Annotated in this window: 7 protein-coding genes; 6 read left to right on the top strand and 1 reads right to left on the bottom strand. The window is 73.8% G+C overall.

Annotated elements, in window-relative coordinates:
* The coding region (locus AIIKEEIJ_RS11680; protein WP_161995711.1) for a glycosyltransferase at positions 1–666 on the bottom strand (666 nt) is incomplete at its 3' end.
* Positions 667–821: 155 nt separating this feature from the next.
* Here AIIKEEIJ_RS11680 and AIIKEEIJ_RS11675 point away from each other — a divergent pair.
* The 6 genes from AIIKEEIJ_RS11675 to AIIKEEIJ_RS11650 all read left to right on the top strand — a co-directional run.
* Positions 822–1,577 (top strand): class I SAM-dependent methyltransferase, encoded by a 756-nt coding sequence (locus AIIKEEIJ_RS11675; RefSeq protein WP_029546061.1) that lies wholly within the window; start codon positions 822–824, stop codon positions 1,575–1,577.
* On the top strand, positions 1,577–2,461 hold the full coding sequence (locus AIIKEEIJ_RS11670; RefSeq protein ID WP_050035914.1) for an ROK family protein: 885 nt from the start codon (positions 1,577–1,579) through the stop codon (positions 2,459–2,461). Before AIIKEEIJ_RS11675 ends, AIIKEEIJ_RS11670 begins: the two co-directional genes overlap by 1 nt.
* Before the next feature lie 78 nt (positions 2,462–2,539).
* Positions 2,540–3,466, top strand: coding sequence for a dienelactone hydrolase family protein (locus tag AIIKEEIJ_RS11665; RefSeq protein WP_029546065.1), 927 nt, complete (start codon positions 2,540–2,542; stop codon positions 3,464–3,466).
* 69 nt (positions 3,467–3,535) lie between these two features.
* Complete coding sequence (locus tag AIIKEEIJ_RS11660) at positions 3,536–4,690, top strand: phosphotransferase (protein WP_161995710.1); 1,155 nt, start codon at positions 3,536–3,538, stop codon at positions 4,688–4,690.
* A complete protein-coding gene (locus AIIKEEIJ_RS11655; protein WP_161995709.1) occupies positions 4,687–5,844 on the top strand; it encodes a hypothetical protein in 1,158 nt (385 codons plus the stop codon). Before AIIKEEIJ_RS11660 ends, AIIKEEIJ_RS11655 begins: the two co-directional genes overlap by 4 nt.
* Positions 5,845–5,872: 28 nt before the next feature.
* Positions 5,873–6,392: aldehyde dehydrogenase family protein (locus AIIKEEIJ_RS11650; protein WP_238406315.1), on the top strand; the 520-nt coding region annotated here is incomplete at its 3' end.

Below are 6,392 nucleotides of genomic sequence, written 5' to 3'. Positions count from 1 at the left end.
GGCGACGGCGGCGAGGGCGTCCTCGATCTGCTTGTGCGGCACGAGCCGCGACAGCACGCACACGGTGGGGTGCGCGGTGCGGGTGTGTTCGTCGCCGGGCTCGACCCCGGCGGGGACGGCGTCGGCGCCGTTGCGGACCACGGCGATGCGGTCACGGTCGACGCCGAGGGCCATCAGTTCGTCGGCGGACGGCAACGACACGGTCAGGTACTGGTCGTCGCGGTGCAGGCGCGGCGACAGGGCGGACTCGATCCACCAGCCGAGCCTGGCCATGACGCGGCCGGCGACGGGCCACTGCTCACGGTGGCAGTGGTGCACGAGCACGGTCACGGGCGCGCCGGCGACGAGGCGGGCGAAGAACGGGATGCCGTTCTGGGTGTCGATCACCGCGTCGGGCCGGAGGTGGCGCAGCGGACCGAATCCGAGACGGCCGGCGGCGATCGCGGCGAGGGCGCGGGGGTAGACGGTGAGCCGGCCGCCGCCGCGGCTGACGGTGATGCCGTCGATCTCGTCGCGGCCGGGGGCGCCGGGGTAGGCGGCGGTGCGGAGGGTGACGCGGATGCCGCGCGCGGCGAGCTGGGCGCCGACCTGTTCGAGGTAGCGTTCGCTGCCCCCACCCTGGGGATGCCCGGTGTCGCGCCAGCACAGCAACAGAACCTCGCGCACGTGGCGACCCCCTGTGGTTCGTCGTCGACGGTTGTATCCCGGAACACAGTAACGGGTGCGGGGCCGCCCGCGGTGGAGGGTTACCGGCGGGTAGTGCGGTGCGGTGGCCGCTATGGTTGCTCCTCGTGGTTGTTCCGACCCTGCCCGTCCCCCCGGTGGCTCGAACCTTCGCCCGGCGCGCGACCCTGCGCCGGTCCGTCGGGCTGCTCGGCGACTTCCGGCACGAGCAGTCCGCGCCCGAGTTGTTCTACGGGGCGCTCGCGCGCGACACCGTGGAACTGATCGGTGATCTGTACGCGGGCCTGACCGGCCGGGACCTGACCGGCACGACCGTCGTCGACGTGGGCGGCGGGCCGGGGTACTTCGCGGAGGTGTTCGGCGCGTCGGGCGCCCGCTACGTGCCGGTCGAGCCGGATCCGTCGGAGATGCACGCGGCCGGCCTCGCGGTGGGCGGGTCGATCCGTGGCTCGGGCCTCGCGCTGCCGCTGCGCACGGGATCGGTGGACGTGTGCTTCTCCTCGAACGTCGCCGAGCACGTGGCGCAGCCGTGGGTGATGGCCGACGAGATGCTGCGGGTGACGCGGCCGGGCGGGCTGACGGTGCTGTCGTACACCCTGTGGTGGGGCCCGTTCGGCGGGCACGAGACCGGCCCGTGGCACGCGTTCGGCGGCGAGTACGCGGCGCGGCGCTACGCCCGCCGGCACGGGCGGGAGCCGAAGAACCGGTACGGGGTCTCGTTGTTCGAGGTGGGTTGCGGCGACGGGCTGCGGTGGGCGCGTTCGACGCCGCACGGCGAGCTGCTGGCCGCGTTCCCCCGGTACCACCCGCGCTGGGCGTGGTGGCTGGTGCGGGTCCCCGCGGTGCGGGAGTTCCTGGTCAGCAATCTGGTGCTCGTGCTGCGCAGGCGCTGATGGTCGCGCTCGCCCTCGACGTCGGCGGCACCAAGATGGCGGCCGCCCGCGTCCGCGCCGACGGCACGCTCGACGCACCGCGGACGGTGCCGACGCCCGCGGCCGGCGTGTGGGCGGCATGCGCGGAGCTGTTGCGTCGGGTCTCCGCGGGAGCCGAGGTGACGGCCGTGGGGATCGCGAGCGCCGGGCCGGTCGACGTCGGCGCCGGTGCGGTGGCGCCGATCAACATCGGCGAGTGGGCGGGCGGTTTCGGCCTGGTCGACGCCGTGCGCGGCCTGTTCCCGCGGTCGCGGGTGCGGCTCGCGGTCGACGGGGCCGCGGCCGCGCTGGCCGAGCACCGGCTCGGGGCGGGCCGGGGTGCGACGGACCTCGTCGGCGTCGTGGTCTCGACCGGCATCGGCGGCGGTCTGGTGCTGGGCGGCCGGATCGCCGGGGGCCGGACGGGCAATGCGGGCCACATCGGGCACATGGTGTCGAGCGTGGGCGCCGACCCGTGCGCGTGCGGGGGTGTCGGGTGCGTCGAGACCGTGGCGAGCGGGCCGGCCGCGGTGCGGTGGGCGCGGGAGCACGGCTGGTCCGGTGCCGACGGGGCGGCGCTGGCCCGCGCCGCGGGCGCGGGAGATCCGGTCGCGGTCGCGGCCCTGGGGCGTGCGGGGGCGGCGCTCGGGGAGGTGTTCGCGTCGGCCGCGGCGCTGGTGGACGTGGACCTCGTGGTGGTCGGCGGCGGGTTCGCGCAGGCCGGGGAGCCGATGTGGCGGCCGATGCGCGAGGCCGCGGCCCGGCACGCGCGGCTGCCGTTCCTGACCGGGCTGGAGATCGTGCCGGCGCGGCTCGCCGCCGTGGGGACCCTGACCGGGGCCGGGATCCTGGCCGTCGGGGACTGAGCTTCGGCGCGAATCGCCCGCACCGCGGCCCCCGTCGCGTCACAATACGAAGACAGTGTCCTCGGGACGGGAGCGGCCATGACGCCTTTCCAGCGCTACATCGCCGAGGAGATCGCGGTGGACCACGCCGACGGTCTGCTCACCCGCCGCGAGGCGCTGCGACGGCTGGGGCTGCTGGGGCTCACCCTCACCGCGGCATCCTCGCTGCTCGCCGCCTGCGCAAACGAGAACGGCTCGCCCGCAACGCCTTCCGCGACTCCGGGAGCGACCTCGGGCACTCCGGCCCCGACGTCGCCGGTGGCGCCGCCGGGCAGCGCAGATGCCGTTGCGACGGAGGCGATCACGTTCCCCGGCCCGGACGGGCGGACGCTGCAGGGTGCGTGGGCGCCGGCGGCGGACCCCCGGGGCGCCGTGCTCGTGGTCCACGAGAACAAGGGGCTCAACGACCACATCCGATCGGTGGCCGGGCGCCTGGCGGGGGCGGGCTACTCGGCACTCGCGATCGACCTGCTCTCCGAGGAGGGGGGCACGGCGTCGTTCGCCGACCCGGCGCAGGCCACGGCCGCACTGAGTACCGTTCCGCCGCAACGATTCTCCCAGGACATGCGCTCGGGCATCGACGAGTTGACGCGACGGGTGCCCGACCGGCGCATCGGGGCCGTGGGGTTCTGCTTCGGCGGCGGCATGACGTGGCTGCTGCTGACGACCGGCGACCCGCGCCTCGCGGCGGCCGTCCCGTTCTACGGACCGCTGCCCGACGGCGCCGACTTCGCCGGGTCGCGGGCCGCCGTCCTCGCGGTCTACGCCGAACTCGACCAGCGGGTGAACGCGTCGCGGGACGCGGCGACCGCCGCCCTCGAGCGCGCGGGCCTGGTGCACGAGGTGGTGACCTACCCCGGCGCCGACCACGCGTTCTTCAACGACACCGGACCGCGTTACAACGCGGACGCGGCCGCGCAGGCATACGACCGCATGCTCGCCTGGTTCGGGACACACCTCGGCTGACCCCTTCCGAAAACTTGTAACGTGTTCTAGTGTTCGAGGTCACAGCCCCGGTGGCCGGAAGGAGAGCGCGTGAGCATCGACCCCGACGCGTCGGCGCACGGCGCCCAGGACGGCTCCGCCCACGATGCCGAGGTCGCGCGCCCCCGCGACTCCCGCCGGGATCCCGGACAGGTCCGCGAGAACCTGCAGCGCTGGCTCGCCACCAAGGTCACCGCCCCCGTCGTCGAGAACGTGCACCTCCCCGAGACCACCGGCATGTCCAGCGAGACGCTGCTGTTCGACGCCCGCTGGGACGGCACCGACCATCCGCTCGTCGCCCGCGTCGCCCCCGCCGACACCACCGTGCCCGTCTTCCCCGCCTACGACCTCGAGGGTCAGGCCCGGGTCATGCGCGCCGTCGGCGAGCACTCCACCATCCCCGTCCCCCGGGTGCACTGGTACGAGCCCGATCCCGCGCCGCTCGGGGCCCCGTTCTTCGTCATGACCCGGGTGGCGGGCCGGGTGCCACCGGATGTCATGCCGTACAACTTCGGCTCCTGGGTCACCGAGGCCGGCGACGCCGAGCGTGCCGCCATGCAGGAGGCGTGCGTCGACGTGCTGGCCCGGATCCACGACGTCGCCCCGGTGGCCGCCGGGCTGGGACCGGCCGGCACCGTCACCGACGCCGTCCGGGCGCACCTGGACCGGCAGCGCTCCTACTACGAGTGGACGACCCGCACCGGTGGTCCCCGCTCCCCGCTCGTCGAACGTGCGCTCGCCTGGCTCGACGCCCGTTGCCCCGACGACCGCTCGCCCGCGGTGCTGTGCTGGGGCGACGCGCGGATCGGCAACATCCTGTTCGACGGTTTCCGGCCCGTCGCGGTGCTCGACTGGGAGCTGGCCACCCTCGGCGCCCGCGAGATGGACCTGGCCTGGATGACGTTCCTGCACAGGTTCTTCGAGGACATCGCCGCCGCGGCCGGGCTGCCCGGCCTGCCGGGCTTCCTGCGCCTGGACGACGTCGCCCGCGCATACGCGCAACGCACCGGCCACGTCCCGCGCGACCTGCACTTCTACACCGTCCACGCGGCGCTGCAGCACGCGATCATCATGCTGCGCATCCACACTCGCGCGGTGCATTTCGGCCAGGCGCAGCCACCCGGCGATCCCGACGACGCGATCATGCACCGCGCCGCCCTCGAAGCCATGCTCGACGACACCGACCGGCAGGGGGCGGCGCCGTGAGTTCCCTCTCCCCCCTTGACGACTACCCCGTCCACCAGACGGCCGAACCGATCCGGCGCGTCGCCACGTCCGACCGCAACTTCTACGACCGGTACTACTTCAACTGCTACCCCGCCGACACCACCGACCTGTTCCTGATCGTCGGCATGGGCCAGTACCCGAATCTCGGTGTGGCCGACGGTTTCGCGGTGCTGCGCCGCGGCGACGACCACCTCGTCGCGCGGGCCTCGCGGGCCCTGGGGACCGATCGCACCGACACCACCGTCGGCCCGCTGCGCATCGAGGTGCTCGAGGGGCTGCGGCGGCTGCGGGTGGTGCTCGAGCCCGGCCATGCCGAAACCGCCGACCTGTCCTTCGATCTCACGTTCGACGGGGTCGTCCCCGCCACCGAGGAGACCCCGCAGCGGCTGCGCCGGCTCGAGCGCGTCGTCATGGACACCTCCCGGTTCGTGCAGACCGGCCGGTGGGCGGGCACCCTCACCGTCGACGGCCAGACCCGGCAGGTGCACCCGGGCACGTGGCTCGGCAACCGCGACCGCTCCTGGGGGGTGCGGCCCGTCGGGGAGCCCGAGCCGCCCGGGCGCACGGCCCACGAGGGCATGCCCGGATTCTTCTGGATCTACTCGGTGATGCAGTTCGACGACGACACGATCGTCACTATCGTGCAGGAGGACGACCACGGCCGCCGGCTGGTCGAGGAGGCGGTCCGGATCCGGCCCGGCGCCGAGCCCGAATGGCTGGGCCGGCCGGAACATCGGCTGGTGTTCGCGCCGGGCACCCGCAACGTCACGGGGGCGACGCTGACGTTCCACCGGCCCGGCTGCGAGGCGGTGACCGTCGAATGCGAACTGCTGGTGCCGAACCTGCTCGGCATCGGCACCGGGTACGGACTCGAACAGGACTGGCGGCACGGCATGTGGCAGGGCGAGCTGGTCGTGCAGGCGCTGCGCCGCGACGTCCGGGAGATCGATCCGGCGCTGCTGATGTTCTGTCCCACCGACCATCTCGCGCGGTTCCGGATCGCCGGGTCGGACACCGTCGGCACCGGACTGTTCGAGGTCGCCGTGATCGGACCGCACCTGCAGTACGGCTTCACCGGGTTCGCCGACACCTACCCCGCGCACGACAACGACCGAGCGACATCCGACCAGTAGGAAACCAGGACCGTTGAGGAAAGAGAACATGACCGACTACGACAAGCTGTTCATCGGCGGCCGCTGGGTCGCCCCGTCGACCGACGAGCGACTCGAGGTGTTCTCGCCGGCCACCGAGGAACGCGTCGGTTCGGTGCCGGTCGCCGGGCCGGCGGACATCGACGCCGCCGTCGCCGCGGCCCGTGCCGCCTTCGACGACGGACCGTGGCCCCGCACCTCACCGTCCGAGCGGGCCCAGGTACTCGCCAAGGCCGCCAAGCTGCTCGAGGAGCGCAGCGCCGACCTCGCCGCGTCGCTGTCCGCCGAGATGGGTCAGCCGCCCGCCTCCGTGCAGATGATGCAGGTGACGCCGTCCCTGGCGACCATCAACTACTATGCGGGACTTGCCGATTCGTTCCCGTGGACGGAGGAGCGCACCGGTTCTCCGCGCAGCGGGCCCAGCTCACCGACGCGGTGCACCGGGACGAGGTCGCCCGCGCGCAGGCCGCGCTGCGGATCGAACAGCTCGAGCAGGCCGTCGTCGAGCAGTACGCCATCGCGCCCGACGA

Source organism: Rhodococcus sp. YH1 (genome assembly GCF_009939605.1).
Classification (GTDB): Bacteria; Actinomycetota; Actinomycetes; order Mycobacteriales; family Mycobacteriaceae; genus Rhodococcus; species Rhodococcus aetherivorans.
This window is presented reverse-complemented; position numbering and strand designations above follow the sequence as displayed.